At 36.0% G+C, this 19138-nt stretch carries 17 protein-coding genes; 1 reads left to right on the forward strand and 16 read right to left on the reverse strand.

Annotated features, from left to right (window positions below; all coding sequences use genetic code 11):
• Positions 1-35: 35 nt before the first annotated feature.
• The 4 genes from L6W14_RS20760 to L6W14_RS20775 are packed head-to-tail and all read right to left on the reverse strand — an operon-like array spanning position 36 to position 3998.
• Complete coding sequence (locus L6W14_RS20760) at positions 36-647, reverse strand: response regulator transcription factor (protein ID WP_225341057.1); 612 nt, start codon at positions 645-647, stop codon at positions 36-38.
• On the reverse strand, positions 631-2919 hold the full coding sequence (locus tag L6W14_RS20765) for a sensor histidine kinase (RefSeq protein ID WP_227744932.1): 2289 nt from the start codon (positions 2917-2919) through the stop codon (positions 631-633). The genes L6W14_RS20760 and L6W14_RS20765 overlap by 17 nt, the downstream gene beginning before the upstream one ends.
• 5 nt (positions 2920-2924) lie before the next feature.
• On the reverse strand, positions 2925-3083 hold the full coding sequence (comX, locus tag L6W14_RS20770; RefSeq protein WP_131520877.1) for a competence pheromone ComX: 159 nt from the start codon (positions 3081-3083) through the stop codon (positions 2925-2927).
• 12 nt (positions 3084-3095) lie between these two features.
• Entirely contained in the window at positions 3096-3998 is a 903-nt protein-coding gene (locus L6W14_RS20775) for a polyprenyl synthetase family protein (RefSeq protein ID WP_131520878.1), read from the reverse strand.
• Between the two features lie 339 nt (positions 3999-4337).
• On the opposite strand from L6W14_RS20775, the gene L6W14_RS20780 reads away from it, so the two are divergent.
• On the forward strand, positions 4338-4883 hold the full coding sequence (locus L6W14_RS20780) for a hypothetical protein (RefSeq protein WP_131520879.1): 546 nt from the start codon (positions 4338-4340) through the stop codon (positions 4881-4883).
• 632 nt (positions 4884-5515) lie between these two features.
• Here L6W14_RS20780 and L6W14_RS20785 read toward each other — a convergent pair.
• From L6W14_RS20785 to putP, 12 genes are all read right to left on the reverse strand, one after another.
• Positions 5516-5830, reverse strand: a complete 315-nt coding sequence (locus L6W14_RS20785) for an antibiotic biosynthesis monooxygenase family protein (RefSeq protein ID WP_237898801.1) — start codon at positions 5828-5830, stop codon at positions 5516-5518.
• A gap of 1 nt (position 5831) precedes the next feature.
• On the reverse strand, positions 5832-6857 hold the full coding sequence (locus L6W14_RS20790) for a siderophore ABC transporter substrate-binding protein (protein WP_131520882.1): 1026 nt from the start codon (positions 6855-6857) through the stop codon (positions 5832-5834).
• 63 nt (positions 6858-6920) lie between these two features.
• Entirely contained in the window at positions 6921-7682 is a 762-nt protein-coding gene (locus tag L6W14_RS20795; RefSeq protein WP_131520883.1) for an iron ABC transporter ATP-binding protein, read from the reverse strand.
• Positions 7679-8632 carry an iron chelate uptake ABC transporter family permease subunit gene (locus L6W14_RS20800; protein WP_131520884.1) on the reverse strand — a complete coding sequence of 318 codons (954 nt, stop codon included), beginning with the start codon at positions 8630-8632 and terminating at the stop codon, positions 7679-7681. The genes L6W14_RS20795 and L6W14_RS20800 overlap by 4 nt, the downstream gene beginning before the upstream one ends.
• On the reverse strand, positions 8625-9575 hold the full coding sequence (locus L6W14_RS20805) for an ABC transporter permease (RefSeq protein ID WP_131520885.1): 951 nt from the start codon (positions 9573-9575) through the stop codon (positions 8625-8627). Before L6W14_RS20805 ends, L6W14_RS20800 begins: the two co-directional genes overlap by 8 nt.
• Before the next feature lie 284 nt (positions 9576-9859).
• Positions 9860-10912: a YkvI family membrane protein gene (locus L6W14_RS20810; protein ID WP_237898802.1), complete on the reverse strand. Its 1053-nt coding sequence runs from the start codon at positions 10910-10912 to the stop codon at positions 9860-9862.
• 51 nt (positions 10913-10963) lie between these two features.
• On the reverse strand, positions 10964-12070 hold the full coding sequence (gene menC / locus L6W14_RS20815; protein ID WP_131520887.1) for an o-succinylbenzoate synthase: 1107 nt from the start codon (positions 12068-12070) through the stop codon (positions 10964-10966).
• Between the two features lie 21 nt (positions 12071-12091).
• Positions 12092-12916, reverse strand: coding sequence for a GNAT family N-acetyltransferase (locus tag L6W14_RS20820; protein ID WP_131520888.1), 825 nt, complete (start codon positions 12914-12916; stop codon positions 12092-12094).
• Positions 12916-14061 carry a M20 peptidase aminoacylase family protein gene (locus L6W14_RS20825; protein ID WP_131520889.1) on the reverse strand — a complete coding sequence of 382 codons (1146 nt, stop codon included), beginning with the start codon at positions 14059-14061 and terminating at the stop codon, positions 12916-12918. Before L6W14_RS20825 ends, L6W14_RS20820 begins: the two co-directional genes overlap by 1 nt.
• 205 nt (positions 14062-14266) lie before the next feature.
• Positions 14267-15754 carry a peptide MFS transporter gene (locus L6W14_RS20830; protein ID WP_048394189.1) on the reverse strand — a complete coding sequence of 496 codons (1488 nt, stop codon included), beginning with the start codon at positions 15752-15754 and terminating at the stop codon, positions 14267-14269.
• Positions 15755-16154: 400 nt separating this feature from the next.
• Complete coding sequence (gene hflX, locus L6W14_RS20835) at positions 16155-17441, reverse strand: GTPase HflX (RefSeq protein WP_237898806.1); 1287 nt, start codon at positions 17439-17441, stop codon at positions 16155-16157.
• Positions 17442-17574: 133 nt separating this feature from the next.
• Positions 17575-19062: a sodium/proline symporter PutP gene (gene putP / locus L6W14_RS20840; protein ID WP_066038005.1), complete on the reverse strand. Its 1488-nt coding sequence runs from the start codon at positions 19060-19062 to the stop codon at positions 17575-17577.
• Positions 19063-19138 lie beyond the last annotated feature (76 nt).

Here is a 19138-nt window from a genome sequence, read left to right on the forward strand (position 1 = left end):
TGAAAAATATACCAACAGTATAACATAGAAATATTTTAGAGTAAATTCATTCTCTCAGCAAGATTTACAGCTTCTGTTCGTGAATCTACATTCAACAAAGAAAAGAGTTGCGTTAAATATCTCTCCGTTGTACGTTGAGGAATATTTAATTCAATAGCGATAGCTTTATTTGTATGGCCCTCTGCAATGAGTCTTAGAATTTTCTTTTCCTTTTCATTTAAGTGAATATCTTTAGCGCCTTGCAGTTTAAATTTATCATCCAGAAAATCTAAGAAATTTTTAGGTAAAACAATTTCACCGTTTGCAATTGCCCTTACTGTTCTTAATATTTGCTCTTTCGAAGCTGTTTTAGCTAAAATACCTTCTATTTTTCTTTCTAAAATGAGTGGATAATAATCCGTAATGTCATCACCTGTGTAAAGAATAACTGAAGCATTTGACTGAATAGCCTTGATATTACGGGCTAGGTTAATTCCATTTTCTAATGGCATATTGATATCTATTAGATAGATATCGTACGGTTTATTCTTTATCCTTTGAATGACACAAGTTGCATCACTTTCCGTATCGATGATAATATCTTCATTCTCTTGAAATAAATTTTTAGTTCCCTCTAACACTATAGGGTGATCATCCACTATGAGCATCGTAATCAAGTGTTTCACTCCCTTCTTTCACCATGATTCTAATAAACATCCCTTTATTGATATTTGAGTCAATAGTAAATTGTCCGTTAAACGCTTTTACGCGCTCCTGCATGCCTTGAATGCCCATAGATTCTGCTACTATAATGTCCTCTACATTACAGCCTACACCATCATCTTTATAAATGATTTCAAAACCATCGTTCATTTCTTTTAAATGAATTTCAACTGATACTGCATAAGAATGCTTCAATGCATTATTAAGTAGCTCTTGGAATAAACGATAAATCATCAAATTCATGCGCTCATCCTCTAAATAAAGACGATCAATGGTGTAAATAAGCATGAAGTTAGCTCTTTCTTGAACTTTCCGAATCAGTTTTTCTAAAGCAGCATTTAAACCTAATGTATCTAGTAACGGCGGTTTTAGGTTTTCACAATAAGTACGTAATTCATGTAAGGATGCAACCATTTGTTTATGAATTTTCGCAAGCTTTTCTTGAATATCCGTGGTATTTTTTGCATTTACTAGGACATCCACCTCGCGAGCTATATGAAGTTGCTCCTGTAAATTGGTGTCATGTAACTCTTGAGCTAACTGGTATTTTTCTTCTTCAAATCTTAGCCATAATAGCTTATTCAGCCATGGTAACTGACCATCATCAGCTTGCTTCATATGCTTCAGTTCCTCTAGCAGTTCTTCTACCATCTTGGTATTTTCAATAAAATTATTTACATATAATAAGAGTAGTTCAAGCCATAAAAGCTCCTCATCTTTTAAATGAATCGTATTATTATGCCCTAGCACTAAAGCTCTTTTAAAATGTGCATCCTGATGGAGGAATGCTATATAAACTTTGTCAATTTTGCGTATTTCACCTAATCTGATTTCTTCCATTGTGTCAGGATCGATCCTAATACTTTCACCAGCTATTGGTAAGAATTCGTTTTTGTCATAGTTATATGTTAAGACAAAAACATCCTCTAACTCCAGATGCACGGAAACCTCATAAGCAAACTTTTCTAAAAGTTCGTTAATTTTAATTGTTTTCCCAATTTTATCTACAGCTGTATATAGCTGATGAATATAGTCACCCTTTGTGGAAAATAATATTTTCCGCTTGCGATAATCGACCTTCTCTTTTACGTAAAAAAGTATGATTAATGAAGAAAATGTAAAGAAAGATACACCCGACACAACAGTCATGGTTAAATAACGCCCGGCAATAAAATATAGTCCCACTGTAAACCATACAGTAAAGATTAAAGAAAATATAACATAATAACGTAGTCTTGTAATATGGTACTCAATATCAAATAATCGCTCTGCTAATTGCGTAAAAATAAAGCTAAATGGTATAAACAATAAAAATAATGAGCTTATCTCAGAAGAAAGTATATACGTATGGAAAAAAATTTTAGGGAGTGCATATAAAAAAAGAAATGGTAGAAACGGTATTAATATACTATTTAATAAAATTTTCAACTGAGGTGAGCTGTACTTAAAATAGCTTATTAATAAAATACTAAGGATGATCACTAGGAGAATAAAGAAAATAGCCAATATAACATTGGAAAGAATATCATTTGAAGCAGGATAAATAGTACCCATACATCCTAATACAAAAGCTATAAAAGGAATTATATAAAAGAGCTTGATATTATTTGTAAACACCCAATTTGTTTTCACAAATGAATAATAATTTCTCAAAAAATGTAATAGTATAACTAAACATAACAGCATACTACTTCGATTTACGATAATGCCAATCGTATCCATCCTACCAGAGACACCACTACTTACATAAGCCAATGAAACGGTTAACATAAAAAGAATTAGTAAGTCAGCTAATTTTGTATTCCTTTGTTTGAAATGTAAATAAAATGCAACAAATAATGTTAATAAATAATAACAAGCTGGAATGATTAATACATAGATAAATTGTTGAGGGATATCCAAATGCTTAATATGTATATTGATTAGATCTCCATCGGGCTTCAGTACTGTTATTTCATTAGCAGATAAAATTTTAGATTTATATCTCAGTTGATTTAATTCATTGATGGGTTCATGATCTACACTTAAAATTGCATCACCAACAGAAATATTTTGATCCTCTGCCCAGTCTTTATAATAAAGTTGAGAAATAACCCATTTGTCATTCTCTTCTTCTACCCCAATTTGTATATAAGGCTCGCTATAATTCACATAATTTAAATAAAAACCAATAATTAAATAGAGAATTATAGCGGGCCAAAACAACTTACTTCGCAACTTTCTTAGTTCCAAATATCACTTTCTGTATTCATTTCACCGTTAAATGCTTCTAAAATTGCTGATTGCTCTACAGATGAAACTCCAACTAATGATGCTTTTTGCTCTTTTAATAGTGTAACTAGGCTTGGATTTTGCTCTAAATATTGGATTACATTAATCATTTTTATCTCTCCTCATTTCAATAGTTTTTGTAGGTATTCTCTACCTACCTGATTTATAGCTACATTTTCTAGGTAATTTAATGCTTTAAATTTATAGACGTTTTTTATGGTAATGGCATAACGTATCGCCCCACCATTTGTCAACGCATCTTCTGTTGCATTATTATCCAAATCTGTAACTATATCATCATTATAATAGCTAGAAACAGATTTTGAAACATCATTTTTCTGTGATAAAAGATAAATAATAGGCAGAGAATACCTTTTATTTAGCAGATCATTTTTAGGACCCCATACCTTTAAGCTTTGAATATCATTTTTAATTTGTTGGATGATCCCTATGTATTTCCCATATTCCTCTACTTCTTGAGATATTTCTCCTTTTGCAAGTACTTCGCCAACCAAGCAACCCATTGCTGTTAATGATCCGGATTTCAAGGTAATCATTTTTACATAGGAATCTTCATCGCGACAACTATTTAGTAAGTCTAATTGCTGTCCATTTATACTTTTTAATGCGTATTCATCAACTAGCTTTATAGCCGCTCTTTTATGTTCAAAAGAGGTTTCATCTATTGTTTTAGATGCCATGATCAGCATAGCTAAAGCAACGTTTAATGATAATTCAGGTGTTTTGTTCCAACTATAGTCTGAATCCTTATCCTGCAGATCATCAATAATATCAAAAGACAGTATTAAAAGTTCAATTGCAGCAGCTACCTTGTAGATATCTTGATTTATACTACTTGAAAATGCTTCATAATGCCAAAAACACATTTTACCAAAGGAAAAACCTACTGTTGTTTTTTCTTCTTTAAAGCTTTTTAGCATTAATTTTAGCTCAGGTCCAAGTAATAGCTCATTTTCTATAAGGATGTCTAATGATTCATTGATACGCATATCTAAATCCTTCAATAGTCCTCTCTCCTATCTAGTGTATTACTAGATATTATATAGATTAGTGGGAATTAATACTAGTCACGCCATTATATAATACATTAAATACCATTAATTCCTTTATAAAGAGAAAGACCGCCAAAAAATGGCGTTATTCATGCAAACCACGCCAGATTTTTGCTAATTATTACTAAAAAAATGGCGGTAGAGAACCAAGTACCGCCATTAAAGTGGCGTAAACTTACCATTGAAATGGCGCTCTAACAGATGTTACGCTTAGATTAGCAATAAATATATTTATAAAGTCAGGATAGATTGATGAACATGAAATCTTTTTGTACTGGGAGTGACTTAAAATTGAATGAAACTGTTTTCATACTTACGGCTACTTTTTCATGTAATATCTCTGTCTCAGCTGAAGAAATTACAATTAAACAGCCTAGCAAGGATCAACAACGAATTGAACAAATCATTATTCAATCTGAAGTAAAAGCCTATCAAGATACACTATCTGCCTATAAAAATATTTCACTCTATTCAAAATATATTAGTGATATTCCTGGATTTGAGGATACATTTCAACAAAAACGAGATTATTATATTGAGCAATATGGCATTATTAGAATATCAAACGAAAGTATTTCTACTATGTCATTAGTCAATCCTTTCACTTTTGGATTAAATATAGATTCCCCTATAGTGTATGTAACGCCACATGACACAATTATTAATGCGAGAGGGCTGGCAATGGCGGCCAATGCATCAAATAAAAACAATCATTCAGATAGTTTGGATGAACTTTGTAATACAAGTATCTCAGGCTTGTCCATTAATGAGAACACCATATCCTTTAATATGGATTCGACATTTAGTAAATGGAGAAAACCATCTATTACACATTAACCTATACGCCTAGCTAAGCAGGTCACACTGATTGTGACCTGCTTTTTGAGTAATAAAACGACATCTCTACATAGTGTTGATAAACAAAGCAATCAATAGCATTTTTATAAAAGATGAAAATGAATTTCCGTTGCAGGCTACTTGCTTTCCTGTAGGCGAGCGCCGAATCGCTTCCTCCGCTACTGCTCCGTTTAAAGTTTTGCCTGTCTCGCTATTCCATGGTAGTCCAGTAGCCCACCACTATAAACCACTTTTTAGTGAAGGTGTTCATTACTCTTTATGAAGAGGTGTTGTCACGCATCACTTCTCCACATTGAAAATAAGAGCTTATCCCCTCTAAGAATACAGATAATGGGCTATTTGATCGCTATGCTAGTATGAAAAAGTAAAGACATTTTGCAGAATGGTTGATTGGAGTGGAGCCAGCGTCACGCCTAGGGGATTTAGCGTCACTGAGGAGACCCTGGAGCGAGCGCAAGTGAGTGAAACGGCTCATCGGACGCCCCCTGGAAAGGACGCTGGCGGAACGGAAATCAACCCCTCACCTTGCTAAAAGGGCTTTTTCTGCTAGTGACATTCTTTTTTCAACAACAAGAAAAGGTGCCTCAATCCCTTGAGACACCTTTAGATGATTAACCTTTTACATAATAAACTTCTTGACCGCTTTCAATGATATGATCAGGCTTCGGTTTACCTGCACTTGCCTTATGGCCTGCAATATGCTCAGGGCTCTTCTCCCAATTTTTCCATGCTTCTTCCGATTCCCAACGAACCATCACTAGCACTTCTTCATCACCACGGCGAACTTTCTTTACAAGTACCTGCTTATCAATGAAGCCAGGTTGTTGTTCAAGTAATGAGGGACTGTTTGGCTTACCACCAAAACGATCCACAACCTTATCCGAATTCCCTTCCGTCACAACAATACGTTTAATTTGTACAAACATATTAGTTGAACGCCTTTAATACATCTTCAGCTTTTTGTGTTTCTGATTGTAAACCGCCACCTGAAAGGTACCAAATTTCTGGATCTAGATAGAATACTTTACCGTTTTTCACAGCGTTTGTTGCACTTACGATTTCGTTTTCAATTGCAGCTTTTGTACCTGATTCACCGTTTTCATTTACAACAGCGTCGCGGTCAATAACGAATAAGATATCTGGGTTTTTCTCACGTACGAATTCAAAGCTTGCATTATCACCATGTGATTCGATTTTGAAGCCACCAGCTTCAGCTACAGCTTTTACACCATATACATCATAAATCACACCGAAACGTGAACCAGGACCGAATACGGATAATGAACCTTCACTACCTAAAACGATTAACGCTTTTTCTTCTGTTGCAGTAGCTTTAGCTTTTACTTCTTCTACTTTTGCTTCATAAGCAGCAATTGCATCTGCCGCTTCTTTTTCTTTACCAAAGATTTTGCCAGCTAATTCTGTATTCGCTTTGAATGACTCTAAGAAGTTAGTATTATCTACACCAATGTATACTGTAGGAGCAATTTTAGATAATTCAGCATAAGCTGCTGAAGCACGACCAGAGATGAAAATAATATCTGGGTTAATTTCAGATAATTTTTCATAATCAGGCTCGAATAATGTACCTGCGTTTACATAAGTACTATCTTTAAACTTGCTTAAATATGCTGGTAATGAGTCTTGTACCACTGCAGTAGGATTAACGCCTAAAGCATCTAATGTATCTAAGAAACCATTATCAAAAACAACAACTTTTTCTGGCATTTTATCAAGTGTTACTTCTTCAAATGTTGTACTACCATCACGACCTTCAACTGTACTACCTGGAATTGTTAGTGGATATACCGATGATTCTTCATTTTGTTCCTCAGCTGGTTTGTCAGTTGAAGTACCTTTATCATCTTCTTTTGCTTCATCTTTCGAACCGCAAGCAGCTAATACTAATAGCATCATAGCCATTAATATCGTAAGTAATTTCCATTTTTTCATTGTGAAATTTCTCCTTTAATTAAATTATTTGATAGTTAGATGTGCATCCATCTTGAACTATTTTTACGAATTAAAATAAACACAAATTCGACAGCCATCCTGCTCTTGAACAGGAATATCCATATCATAAATTTCCTTCAATGCATGTGAGTTAATAATGTCATTTGTAGGACCATTTTTAACAACACGGCCATCTTTTAATGCAACAATATGGTCAGAGTATACAGAAGCGAAATTAATATCGTGTAAAACGATAATCACTGTCTTGCCTAACTCATCAACCAACTTACGTAAAATCTTCATAATCTGGACAGAATGCTTCATATCTAAATTATTTAATGGTTCGTCCAGTAAGATATATTCAGTATCTTGGGCAATAACCATTGCGATAAATGCACGCTGGCGTTGACCACCTGATAGTTCATCTAAATAATTATGTTGCATATCTTCTAAATTCATATAGCGAATAGCTTCGTCCACTTTTTCTTCGTCTTCAGGTTTTAAGTGCCCTTTTGAGTAAGGGAAACGGCCAAAAGATACAAGCTCACGAATCGTTAGACGAACATTCATAAAGTTGGACTGCTTTAAAATCGATACACGTTTAGCAAAATCATCCGATTTCCAGCTACGTACATCTGCCTTATCGAGTAGTACTTCGCCAGTATCTGCATTCAGTAAACGACTCACCATAGAAAGTAGCGTGGACTTCCCTGCACCATTCGGTCCAATAAACGATGTGATTTTTCCTGAAACAATATCAACACTTACATCTTGAACGACAGGTTTTTTACCAAAAAACTTTGTGATTTCTTTGACTTGTATCATCCTGCTGACCTACTTTCTCTTAATAATAAGTAGATGAAGTAAACCCCACCCACAAAATTAATAATGACACTAAGTGTAGTAGTGAAACTAAATAAACGTTCAACCATCCACTGTCCACCGACTAAAGCTACAATACTCATTACACAGGAGCCAGTAATTAAGATGGAATGCTTGTATGTTCTGAAATACTGATATGATAAATTTGCAACGATTAAACCAAAGAACGTGATCGGACCAACAAGCGCTGTCGAAACAGCAATTAAAATTGAAGCTAAAATTAACATACGTTGTACCAGCTTATCGTAAGGTACACCTAAATTTATAGCTGTGTCTCGTCCAAGAGACATAACGTCTAATTGGTTCATGTGACGAGCGCCGTAGATAAACGTTATTAAAATGATAACGCCTGCCAGCCAAACTAAATCTGAATTAACATTATTGAAACTTGCAAACATTTTACTTTGTAAGCCTAAAAATTCATTCGGATCTATTAATACTTGGAAGAACGTAGTAATACTTCCTAAAAACGTACCAACAATCATTCCTACAAGCAGTAGAAAATAAATCGGTCGCTTTCCTTCTTTAAACAATACTCGGTAAAAAATTAAAGCGAATAGAATCATCGCCCCAATTGCAAGCGTAAAATTATAGTAGATATTAATAACTAATATGGATGTAGAGCCAAAGAAGAAGTAGATGCATGTTTGAATTAACATATACAAAGCATCTAAACCCATGACACTTGGCGTTAAAATACGATTATGTGTAATTGTTTGGAAAACTACGGTTGAATAGGCAATTGCTATACCCGTTAATGCCATTGCCACAACCTTTATGACACGGCGTGGAAAAGCATAGTGATAATTACCATTGAGTTCCCAAAATAAATATAGGACAACTGCTATAACAGCGAGACCTAGTAAAATGAACATTTTTGTACGATTACGCATAGGCTCTCCCCCTAAACAACATGAATAGGAAGATGGCACTTCCAATTACACCAACAGTCATACTTATTGGTATTTCATAAGGGAAAATCAGTACTCGTCCTAAAATATCACAGAATAATAAGAATGACATACCAAGTAATGCTGTGTGCGGCAAGGTTTTTGCCAAATTATCACCTTTGAACAGGGAAATAATGTTCGGAATAATCAAACCAAGGAATGGAATGATACCGACTGTTAACACCACTGTCGTGGAGATAAGAGCTACCAACACCAAGCCTAAATTGACTACAAATTTATAGGATAGACCAAGATTTTTTGCAAAATCCTCCCCCATCCCAGCTACTGTAAAACGATTTGCGTAAATATAAGCTAAAATGAGTATTGGTACACTTACATATAACAGTTCGTAACGGCCTTTCATGATTAATGAAAAATCTCCTTGTAACCATGCAGAAATGTTTTGGATGATATTCGCCTTATATGCAAAGAATGTTGTAACAGAGGACAAAATATTCCCAAACATTAAGCCAATAAGCGGTATAAAAATCGCATCTTTAAACTTAATTCGGTTTAATATTTGCATAAATAGTAATGTGCCGGCTAAAGCAAATATGAAAGCGAAGGAAATTTTTTGGAAATACGTAACGTTCGAAAAGAACATCATGGAAATCAATACACCCAACCGTGTGGCATCTAATGTACCAGCTGTTGTTGGTGAAACGAATTTATTCCTACTTAAGCTTTGCATAATTAAACCAGCAATACTCATACCTGCACCTGCTAGCAAGATTGCAACAAGTCTAGGTACACGACTAATTAAAAATAGTCTAGCCTCTTCTGATTGGAAGTCTAATAGGTCGCTAGGCTTAATATCAACTACTCCGATAAATAGCGACACAATAGACAGCAAAACAGTTGCTGTTAAAAGATATCTTATTTTCATAGTAATCCCCGGTAGATTTCATTTTTGTGTGTAACTTACTTATTAGTGAAAATGATTATCATTACTCACGTTTTCCATTATAAGCATGATTTTATTCTCAGTCAACATGCAAATGAGAATTATTCTCGTTTTATGAATGATTAACTAAAAAATATGCCAAATTAACGAAATATCAGCATAACCGTAAATGAATCAACAGAAATAATTCACTATTTCTACAATATTTTTATCCAAATAAAAAGGTAATTGAGAATAAAATCTATCCCTCAATTACCATTTTTATATTAGATAATTTTTTTAGTGCCTCTTAACCATGCAAAAATAATGAATATGATTAATACTAACCCTACATAGCCCATCACTGCATATAGTTTAGCTACTAGCGTTGTAAACCCTACAAGGCTTGCTAGAAAGCCGAGACCACCTATAAATATAACTGCGATCCTAAAGCTTGCTCTACTAGGCTCGAAAAACCTTACCATAAAGGAATATAGCATCCCTACTGCCGTATTATAAATCATTCCTAAAAGAGAAATAGTCATTAACACTCCAACAATCGGATGAATTTCATTCGCTAACGCTAGCATCGGAATGTCTAGTCCAACAATGATATTCATCTTGGCTAAAAGGGAGAAATTCACAAGTAAGATTAAAGCACCTAACAAAATCCCACCAATTATACCACCCATGCCAGCTACCTTATGATTGCGTATGGATCCACACATAACAGTCAATAAAGAGAAGCTAACCCCTACATTAAACGACATGTACAATAAAGCCGTTACCCACCAACTTTTCTCACTTATTTGAGCCTGTTGAGCAATAACTGCTTGCTCTGCAAAGGTAAAATCCATCGTTGCAATAGCATAGATAGCGATGATGGAGACGACGGTTAGTAGATACGGTGTGGCGAGTGCAATGATATTAATGATGCTTTTCACATCCATCATGACAGTGGCTACTGTAAGCAAGATCATACAAATACTCCCTAGCCAAATAGGCAGTCCAAACATTTGCTGAAATGTTGCACCAGCCCCAGCAAACATGATGACAGCTACACCAAATAAAAAGAGTGATAGCACTATATCCAATACAAAGCCCATAGTATTCCCTGAAATTTGATAGATCAAATCCTTATGGGATGATGTGCGAAGCCTAGAGCTCACTTGAGCAACACACATGCCAACAATTGAGAAACCAACCATAGCTAACAATGCTCCATATATTCCTTTAAAGCCATAGCTTGTAAAATAAAGGACAATTTCCTGCCCAGATGCAAATCCTGCTCCAACGATAATCCCCACATAGGCACCACCGATTTGCAAGCTTTTTTTCAATCAGTTCTCTCCTCGTTTTCCTAAATACTAAATGATCGACTAAGTACTGCCTTATTGATAGATTTCTTTGCTAATTGTTAATTTATCAATCACAGCCATATCAGGCTTAAAACCAATACCTACCGACTGGGGTACCTCAATATAGCCATCTTTGACTTTTACTTCAGGATCAATGATATCCTCGTACCAATAATGACTAGAACCTGCTGTATCGCCAGGTAAAATAAATTGACTAAGAGACGTTAAGGCAACATTATGTGCTCGTCCAATTCCAGCCTCTAACATACCACCACACCAAACTGGAATATGGTTTGCTTTACATAGGTCATGGATTCGTATTGCTTCCGTTAAACCACCTACTCGTCCAATCTTGATGTTTATGACACCACAGCTTCCAAGTTCAATTGCTCGTCTGGCATCCTCATAGGAGGTGATGCTTTCATCTAAGCAAATAGGCGTTTTTAACTTTTTCTGCAATGTTGCATGATCGACAATATCATCAGTAGCTAATGGTTGTTCAATCATTAATAAATTAAAGTCATCAAGCTGCTGTAGTATTTCTATATCATCTAATGTATAAGCAGAGTTTGCATCTACCATCAAGGGTAAATTAGGAAATTCCGCACGAATTGCCTGTACTACCTCTACATCCTCTCCAGGCTTTATCTTAATCTTCACCCTTTTGTAGCCTTTTTCAATATGACCTTTTATTAATGCTATTAACTGAGAGATAGAGGGTTGGATACCCACACTGACTCCTACTTCAATACGTTGTTTTTGACCACCTAACGCCTGTGCAAGTGATTGCTTTGTTTGCTGAGCATAGATATCCCATACAGCACCCTCAATTGAAGCTTTCGCCATGCAGTTTCGCCGAATAGGTGCAAATAATGAGGTTACCTCATCTGGATGCCCAATCTCTTTATGTAACAAGATGGGTATCAAAAAATCTTGTAGCATATGCCATGTTGTCTTTAATGTTTCCTCCGTATACCATGGTGCTACAAAAGCAACAGTTTCTCCCCACCCCGTCGTCCCTGATTCATCTTTTGCTTCTATCAGTAACATTTCCTTTTCATCAACTGTGCCAAAACTCGTAGTAAATGGTGCTTTCATAGGCATTTTCAAATGCCTTAATGTAATCTTTTCTAATCTCACATTGTTCACTCCTTATCATTATTATAAAGCTAATAAGGAGCGTCTGACTAACAGATAGCTATGAACATATTCTGGATGTTTCTTCATGCGTACGATGGCATAATCTTGGTTAAATAATGTTGTTAAGATTGTGCGAATTTTATAACGCCAGTCCTCTGCAAGTTTTGGACTTTCCACTTTCATTTTCTGTAGAGATTGAGGGATCGGTAAAAGATAGGCATCTTTATAAAAGGATTGTTTTAACTGAAATGTATTTTCTACATCTAGAACTGGTAATCCATCTACTGTTAATGTCCAAGGTACTATTTTCTGTGCCCCCTCTTCTAATTCATCAAGGCTATCTGCCATTTGATCACGCTCGATCCACCATTCAACGACTAGTCTATCTGAAGGTAGTCCTTCATTAAAGTCATCGCGAAGCGGACCATAATAATCATTTTCATATTGATAACTAGTGGCGTTCAATTTTAGAAATGCTAGATTCGCTAAACGCGCCTCTAATGGGTCAATTAACCAGCGGACAAGTTGAAAACCATGCTCTTTTGCATATTCTTGTTGGGCATGCTTCAATAATTCACCCACACCTTGTTCACGATATGCTTTTTCTACACCAATCATGTGCGAATGTAAGTACATTTCTCTATTCCGATAGCCAACGAAGCAATAGTTAAAGCCAATTAGCTTTTCATCGAAATACGCTCCTAATACGATTCCGCCATTTTGTACAGCAGCTAGTAATTGATGGGAGGGGATTGCTTGGCTGCCCCATATTTCAGCATTTAATTTTTGGATCTCTGCAATTTCTTTCGGTGTCGTTACTTTGTGAATTCGCACTTGCTCTAACATTACGCTGACGCCTCCTTTTTATGCCCTGATTCCAAAGCTAATAAAACTGCTCTTGTAAGTATCTCCACTCCTGTGACAAGTCTTGCTTGTTTAAATTTCATTTTCGGATGATGCAAGCCTGGTGTTAATCCACAACCCAAGCCCAGCATGGTTGTTTTTAAATGCGGCCGTTGTACAGCATAATGGTGAAAATCCTCTCCTCCAGGTGTATGAACAGGCTTTCTTAAATTTGATAATCCAGCAGCCTGTATAATTGCCTGCTCCATCAAATATTGAGCACTTGTATCAACTTCAGCAGCTACGATATTGGCCACCGTACGTAATTCAATTTGTACCTTATGCAACAATTTAGATGAATCGATCACACGCTTTACGCCTTGTGCTAAATCGTCCATCACCTTGTTTTGCTGTGCACGAATATCAATCGTAAATGAGGCATTACCTGGGATAATATTGCCCGAATCTCCCCCTGCATGGAATTTCGTCATCTTAACAGATACAGGGACCATAGGATCTGTATGAATGGTTCGCAAATCTTCGATGATTGTTGCACCTACTTCAATGGCATTAATACCAAGGTGCGGCCTTGCAGCATGAGCATCCTCTCCGATAATTTCGCCTTCAAGTAAACGAGAGGCACCATGATATAAGGCTGCACAATAAGTGCCGTCCTCTAGCTCATGAACAGGTCTTACATGGACACCAAATAAATAATCTAAGTCATCAATAACACCTTCTTCTAGTACAGATAATGCTCCTGTTCCTTTTTCTTCAGCAGGTTGGAAAATAACGCGGATTGTACCATTTATAGATTGCTGTAGTTCTTTTAAAAGTAATAGTGTACCAATGGCCATCGTCATATGACCGTCATGTCCACATGAATGATTCGCACGGAAATGACCATCTACTTCTTGCCATAAGGCATCTATATCAGTTCTTAGCCCTACTTTGGGGTCACCGTTGCCCACATCAACATATAATCCTGTGGAATTTTTAAATCGTATTGGGGAAAAGCCTTCCTGTGTTAATAGCTCCACTATATAATTGGTGGTTTCTACTTCATGCCAACTGATTTCTGGATTTGCATGTAAATACGTAAAAATCTCCATTAATCTTGGCCTCAAATAATCTAACTCTTCCTTCATAGATTCCAACCCCTTAAATTTTCATATTATTAAAATTATTATAACGAAAATGATAATTTTCTACATAGAAACTTATACCCACATTCAACAAAATAACTACTTACGATAATATATTTCGCTCTCAGCTTCTTAGATAGACTTTTATTTAGATAGCAAAAAAAGATGCAAGTACAGTTTTTTTAATAACTGTACTTGCATCTTTCATTTAATTAATACCCTTCATCGCTTTTGAAATAATTGGTGAAAGCACCAATATAATAATCCCGACTACAATAGATAAGGTACCTAAGAAACCAAAGTATGTGAATTCGCTTACAACTTCATAGACCTTAACTAATTGCGCATTAATTGCTTGTGCTGCTGCACTTGTTAAAAACCATAAAGACATTGTTTGCGCTGCGAATGCCTGTGGTGCCAATTTCGTTGTGGCAGATAGACCAACTGGTGATAATAATAGCTCACCAACAACCACTAAGAAGAATGACAATACTAACCATAAAGGACTCACTAATGTATCTCCACCAGACAGGTGTGCTGGAATCATCATCACTAAGAATGATAGACCCGCAAAGAACAATGCATATGAAAACTTACGTGGTGTTGTCGGCTGCTTGTCTCCCCATTTAAGCCATAGCATCGCAAATAATGGTGCCATTGTAATAACAAATAATGGGTTCAATGACTGGAACCAAGAAGATTGAAGCTGAATACCACCAAAACTTAGCTGTGTACGCTCATCTGCATAAGTCGCTAAAATAGTTGCTCCTTGTTCTTGAATAGCCCAGAACATTACAGCTGATAAAAATAAAGGAATATAAGCAAGTAGACGAGACTTTTCATCCTTTGTTGTTTTTTTACTGCGATACATATAAATAAAGAATGCAGTTGGAATTAATACACCTAGAGCTGTGATGATTAAACTAAATACATTCATTGTTAAAGTACCAGTTTTAATACCGATAGCACCCAAGATGATAATAAGTAAAGCTGCAACTCCGAATTGCGTAAAGACTTTTTTACGTTCTTCAGGCTTTAATGGGTTGTTTACTTGTAAGCCCGCTAAGCCTAAATATTTTTTCTCTGTTAATTTATAAACAATTAAACCAATAAACATACCTAGACCCGCTAAACCGAAGCCAAGGTGGAAGCTATATTTTTGTCCAATTGTTCCGACAATAAAAGGTGCAATAAATGCTCCCATATTAATACCCATATAGAAAATAGAAAAACCTGCATCACGACGGCTATCTGTTTCAGCATAAATGTCCCCAACAATACTTGAAACGTTCGGTTTTAATAAACCAGTACCCATAACGATAAATGCCATGGAAGCAAATAACATGCTCACACCACCAGGCAATGCTAGCAGTAAATGACCAATCATAATTAACACGCCACCATAAAAAATGGTTTTTCGTGTTCCTAAAACTCGGTCGGCAATCCATCCACCTATAATTCCAGACATATAAACAAGTGAGCCGTAGATGGCCATAATAGAGTTTGCTGTTCCGCGGTCTAGACCTAAGCCCCCGTCATGTAATTCGTAATACATAAAGAAGATAAGAATTGCTCGCATACCATAGTACGAGAAACGTTCCCAAAATTCTGTGAAAAACAAAGTAAAGAGCCCTTTAGGGTGTCCAACAAAACCATTTTGAGGGACAGATTTTACAACTTCATCTTTACTAGACATACAATACCCTCTCCCAATAAAAAATTATTCTACAAAAACACAACTACCCTAATATAAGGATAAAAAAACTTTGTTTCATCATACTAAAGCGTTTTATAAACTTTAGCAAGAGTTTTAAAAAATGTTGAAAATTTGTCATTTTTCTATAAATTCTGATTGATTATTAGATAAATTATTAAATCCTTTGATATATCTAAGTTTTCTCACACTTTATCCCTAAAAGATTTTTAAATTTACAATGAATTATTCTAAAATATTTAAAATTCAGATTCCTTACTTTACTTGAAAATTAATACAATTTCTTGAGTACACGTTTTACCTTTGTTCTAGATTCTACTATTCCCTCTAATCACAAAAAGCATGCCAAAAATCTTTTGGCATGCTTTGGGAAGTACATTTTTTAATTAATTACATAGTGCTGATACTTTGCGTAATCTGCTGCTTTTACTTCAAGAGACAATAATGTCCCACCCTCTTCATAGGCTGTATTAAAAACAGAGGCATTCTCATTTAAATAAGAAACAATGTTCCCATGATCATAAGGTATTAACATTTCACACGTTACGTAATGCGAGAAGATGTGTTGACGAATTAGCTGTACTAATTCTTCTAAACCAACCCCCTGCTTTGCTGAAATCCAAATATTATCTCCACTTACCACAGGATATGGAACATCTGCTATATCTGCTTTATTGTATACATAGATTGTCGGAATGTCCTCAACACCAACTGCTTTAAGTGTTTCGTTCGTTACATCCATCATAAATCCGTGCTCTGTATTCGAAACATCCACCACGTGGAGTAAAAGGTCCGCATCTCGCGCCTCTTCCAAAGTGGAGCGAAATGCCTTCACTAAATGGTGAGGTAATTTACTAACAAAGCCTACAGTGTCTGTCAGTAAAAAGGTCTTCTTATCAGGTAGTTCAATCTGACGAACAGAAGTTTCAAGGGTAGCAAAAAGCATATCCTTCTCAAAGACTTGTTTGTGCTCTTCTTGTCCTATTTGTGTAAGCAGTTGATTCATAATCGTTGATTTCCCAGCATTTGTATAGCCTACAATCGATACAACCGGAAGAGCGTTTTTACGACGCTGTTTACGCTGCGTTTCTCTCTGTTCCTTAACGTGCTCTAGATCCTTTTTAATTTTAGCAATTTGATCTTCAATTTTTCGTCGATCCAATTCCAGCTTTGTCTCACCAGCACCACGGTTTTTAAAGCCTCCCCCAGTACCTCCACCCTGACGGCTTAAAGAGGCATGCAAACCCACTAAACGAGGTAGCATATATTGAAGCTGTGCTAATTCCACCTGCATTTGGGCTTCACGTGTTTTTGCGCGCCTTCCAAAAATATCTAAAATAAGCATTGTTCGATCAATGACCTTCGTTGCTAAATCACGCTCCAAATTACGGATTTGCGAAGGAGACAGTTCATCATTAAAAATCACGAGGTTTGCTTGTGCTTCTTCATAAAAATTTTTGATTTCTTCTATTTTACCTGTACCCACATAATGGGAAGGTGTCACACGTTCCAAATTTTGCGTGACAGTCCCAACCACTTCTACATGCAAGGCCTCAGCTAAATTTTGTAACTCTTCCATAGAATAGTCAAAGTGCTCATCATTTCGTAAATTCACGCCAACTAGTATGGCCTTTTCAATTAATACATCAACTTCCTTAATTCTATCCATTAGAAACCTCCCACCAAAGCTTGGTGTCGCTACGACAAATTTTCTTCATCTTACCATAATATACCCTTTTTCGTATTTGAAGATCATCGTTAACTTTCCTAAAAAATGCGCCTCATGTAAAGGCGCATCTCAACTATTTTCTTTCTTCTTTTAGCAGGGCTTCTGAGCGTGTGAACTCTTCTTCAATTTCTTTATTTGGTTTATATGTCAGTATACTGACAACAACCGCAACAATTAAACAAACAATGAAGCCAGGAACAATTTCGTACAACGCACTTGATAAAGCATCTACTTTCCCCCAAATAAACGCAGTTGCAGCCCCTGTTACCATTCCGCTAAGTGCTCCGTAGTTCGTTAACTTTCTCCAATATAAAGAAAGTAAAATAACAGGTCCGAAGGCTGCACCGAATCCTGCCCAAGCAAAGCCAACTAAGCTTAAGATAGAACTATCTGGATTCCACGCTAGGATTGCTGCAATAATTGCAACAACTAATACAGCCATACGCCCAACAAAAACGTAATGCTTATCGTCTGCTGTTTTATTAAATAATGCTTTATAAATATCCTCTACAAGTGCTGAAGAAGTTACGATTAATTGAGAAGAAATTGTACTCATAACAGCTGCTAAAATAGCCGCCAGCATAATACCTGCTATAAATGGATGGAATAAAATCTGACCAAGTACAATAAATACTGTTTCAGCGTCTTTTAGCTCACCAGCATTTTGCTGATAATAGGCTACACCCACCAAGGCAGTTCCAATAGCTCCAAATAAGCTTAACATCATCCAGCCAATACCAATGCGTCGAGCTTGCTTCGTTTCTTTAACGGAACTAATCGCCATAAAGCGGACGATAATATGAGGCTGTCCAAAATAGCCTAATCCCCAAGCAACTGAAGAAATGATCCCTGCTGCTGTCGCAGTGGCTGGTAATAAATTTAGAAGATCTGGATCAACAGATTTAATAGATGAAATGGTTTCACCTATACCACCTGTTACAAATAAACCAAATAGCGGTACCATAATAAGTGCTAAAAACATAATAAGACCTTGTAAGAAGTCTGTATAACTTACCGCTAAAAATCCGCCAAAAAGAGTGTATGCTACAACTACAGCTGACACAATTAATAAGCCTGTATGGTATTCATAACCAAAAGAACTATCGAAAAACTTGCCCCCTGCTACCATTCCTGACGATACATAAAATGTAAAGAATATGAGGATGATGATACCTGAAGCAATTCTAATAAGCTTCGTATGATCACGTAATCGATTATCCAAATAACTTGGAATAGTAATGGAATCATTTGTAACCTGTGTATATACCCGTAAACGTGGTGCCACAAGTAGCCAGTTTAGGTAAGCTCCTATTGTTAATCCAATTGCAATCCAAGCCTCCACAAGACCTGATAAAAATATCGCACCTGGTAAGCCCATTAGGAGCCAGCCAGACATATCCGCAGCACCCGCACTTAGCGCAGTAACCGCTGGACCTAAGGAACGACCGCCAAGCATATAATCTGTTAAATTAGATGTTTTAACAAATGCATACCAGCCAATTGCTAGCATGGCGATCATATAAATAACAATCGCTAATAATTGATACATGTTATCCGACATATTTTCTCCTCCTTATTAATCCTTAGTATCACCAATTTAAAAAGAATTACTGTATTTAAGATACCACGAATATACA

This window comes from Lysinibacillus sp. ACHW1.5, assembly GCF_022014815.1.
Lineage (GTDB): Bacteria > Bacillota > Bacilli > Bacillales_A > Planococcaceae > Lysinibacillus > Lysinibacillus capsici.

Bases quoted from the DNA above. Each gene is read 5' to 3' on its own strand.
- L6W14_RS20800 (WP_131520884.1), bottom strand. From the start codon at position 8,632: ATGCGTAATCGTACAAAAATGTTCATTTTACTAGGTCTCGCTGTTATA.
- comX (WP_131520877.1), bottom strand. From the start codon at position 3,083: ATGATTAATGTAATCCAATATTTAGAGCAAAATCCAAGCCTAGTTACA.
- L6W14_RS20760 (WP_225341057.1), bottom strand. From the start codon at position 647: ATGCTCATAGTGGATGATCACCCTATAGTGTTAGAGGGAACTAAAAAT.
- L6W14_RS20790 (WP_131520882.1), bottom strand. From the start codon at position 6,857: ATGAAAAAATGGAAATTACTTACGATATTAATGGCTATGATGCTATTA.
- L6W14_RS20830 (WP_048394189.1), bottom strand. From the start codon at position 15,754: ATGTCTAGTAAAGATGAAGTTGTAAAATCTGTCCCTCAAAATGGTTTT.
- L6W14_RS20825 (WP_131520889.1), bottom strand. From the start codon at position 14,061: ATGAAGGAAGAGTTAGATTATTTGAGGCCAAGATTAATGGAGATTTTT.
- L6W14_RS20805 (WP_131520885.1), bottom strand. From the start codon at position 9,575: ATGAAAATAAGATATCTTTTAACAGCAACTGTTTTGCTGTCTATTGTG.
- hflX (WP_237898806.1), bottom strand. From the start codon at position 17,441: ATGGATAGAATTAAGGAAGTTGATGTATTAATTGAAAAGGCCATACTA.
- L6W14_RS20820 (WP_131520888.1), bottom strand. From the start codon at position 12,916: ATGTTAGAGCAAGTGCGAATTCACAAAGTAACGACACCGAAAGAAATT.
- L6W14_RS20785 (WP_237898801.1), bottom strand. From the start codon at position 5,830: ATGTTTGTACAAATTAAACGTATTGTTGTGACGGAAGGGAATTCGGAT.
- L6W14_RS20795 (WP_131520883.1), bottom strand. From the start codon at position 7,682: ATGATACAAGTCAAAGAAATCACAAAGTTTTTTGGTAAAAAACCTGTC.
- putP (WP_066038005.1), bottom strand. From the start codon at position 19,062: ATGTCGGATAACATGTATCAATTATTAGCGATTGTTATTTATATGATC.